General features: G+C 32.9%; 2 protein-coding genes. Both read right to left on the reverse strand.

The features are described from left to right. Positions 1 to 277: 277 nt before the first annotated feature. Positions 278 to 1,120, reverse strand: coding sequence for a hypothetical protein (locus tag Q0945_RS15785; RefSeq protein ID WP_299436558.1), 843 nt, complete (start codon positions 1,118 to 1,120; stop codon positions 278 to 280). A 96-nt stretch (positions 1,121 to 1,216) separates the two neighbouring features. Beyond that, positions 1,217 to 1,762 carry a hypothetical protein gene (locus tag Q0945_RS15790; protein WP_299436561.1) on the reverse strand — a complete coding sequence of 182 codons (546 nt, stop codon included), beginning with the start codon at positions 1,760 to 1,762 and terminating at the stop codon, positions 1,217 to 1,219. Positions 1,763 to 1,913: the final 151 nt, after the last annotated feature.

A 1,913-nucleotide genomic window follows, 5' to 3' on the forward strand; every position in this document is an offset into this window, starting at 1 on the left:
CAAAATTTCTTTAATACAAAGATATAAAAATAAGTTACCAAAACGGTAATTATTTGTTTTTTTGCTTGTGGCTAACGGCTCGGCTATGGCAAGTAGGGCAGGCAAGGAAACTTTTTGTTTCCGTCTGGTTTGCTAGCCAGAGCTTTTTGTTTTGTAATTATTTTTATTTTTTTAATTGCCAAATCCAAAAGATTTGGCGGACTCAGCAAGTAAGCCCAAGCCTTTAAATATAGAACTTTATGCCCTATTTGCTATAGCCATTGTTAGCATAAGTACTTTACACGATTATTTTGTTTCTTGTCCATTCACATAAACTTTCGAAAAGTTCAAAAGAAATAGAATTATGGTCATCGTCCCAAGGATTCTCTTTTGTCAATGGCATATTTTTCCAATCCAAAACACACTTTTCCAGAATATTATAAAGTCCCGTATCGAGTTTTTTTAATTCACTTAATGCTTTTGGATAATTAATATGTTGCTTAGGGTCAGCTTTTATCGCTATAAATTTTGCTATGTAAAAATCGATTGCCGTTGCGTTATAAACACCCCGCACTTTGTAAATAGCTTTTAAATCCTGTAGTTCTTTTTTTGTGCATTTGTTTTCATCATAGTCCTCAATAAATTCTTTTTTATCAAATCCTAGTTCTATAAAAGTAGGAAGCATCAAAATATGCGACATACAGTTTCCAATATGTTCGGTTAACTGCTGTGTTATTATTCCAGAAAGTTCAGGACTTTCCCTTACTAAAAGCTCGAAACTTGGGCCAAAATAAATTTCTTTTAATCTAATTTGAATATGAAGTAATTCGTGTGTAAATGAAGCAATGTTAAGGTTGTTTCTAGTAACATAGATAGTTGACTCATCATTTATTGAATAAACGCCATAATGAGGTTCATCTGTAAGTTCTACGGTAATTGAATGCTCCCGATTCAGTTCTGTCCATAGATTTTCATTTCTATTGTCAATTAGTTGCTCTATGTTCAAGGTCTGTTTTATTTTTTCAGTATTTATGCTAACGGTTGAGCTATGAACAGTACGGGGGCAAACTAGCGTTTGCTTTCCGCCACGCACATAGCGAAATCTTTTGGTTTTGTTTTTTCTTTTTTTTGTCCAAAGCAAAATCCCAAAGATTTTGCGGACTTCATAAAAATACGCAAACCATTCGTTTAGGCCCGAAGCCCGTATTGTTTATAGGTTGTGTTGTAAAACGTTTTTTTAGTACTGCTTTTCGTCAATTAGTTCTCCAGTCCTAGAATAGATTTTCCAAACTCCTATTTTTTTATTTCCAATCATTTTGCCCTCTTTCTTTAGATACATACTATCTAATTTCATTGAATAGTTATAGAATTTGTCATTACTTATAACTTTAGTTTTTTCGTCCACCCGCAGTAACTCTTCCAAATCCGTAGTTTCTGTATCAATTTCCAAGGTCGTTGATTCGCTGCAAAGTCCACCAAAGTTTAAGTAGCATTTTTGAGATAACAAATTTCCAAATCGGTCAAATTTGGCTTTCATTTTTACTTGTCCATTCCTGAAATACTGATAATAATCTCCATAATAGTAGTCGGCAGAATAATCGCCAACTTTATATGTTAAAACAGTTCCCTTTTCCTTAATCTCTCCGTTTTTGTATAGCTCTTCAAAATTTAAAGTATCTGTTGCAATTAACTTTTCAGTCAAAATTTCATACTCTTTAGAATATTGAGAAAATGAAAAAAAGGTTATGAAAACTGTAAATATGATTGTGGATATAAATTTCATCAAAATGTTTTACAACGTCCCGGCTATGATTTCGGACTGGGAAAGTATACGCTAACCAGTCAGCCAGAGATGATTTTTTAAAATTATTAATTTACATAGATAAAGCGCTTAGCCCAGTTTGAAATATAGCCATTGTTACCCTTTTTGGCCT

Origin of the sequence: uncultured Maribacter sp. (assembly GCF_947500405.1) — a bacterium.
GTDB lineage: Bacteria > Bacteroidota > Bacteroidia > Flavobacteriales > Flavobacteriaceae > Maribacter_B.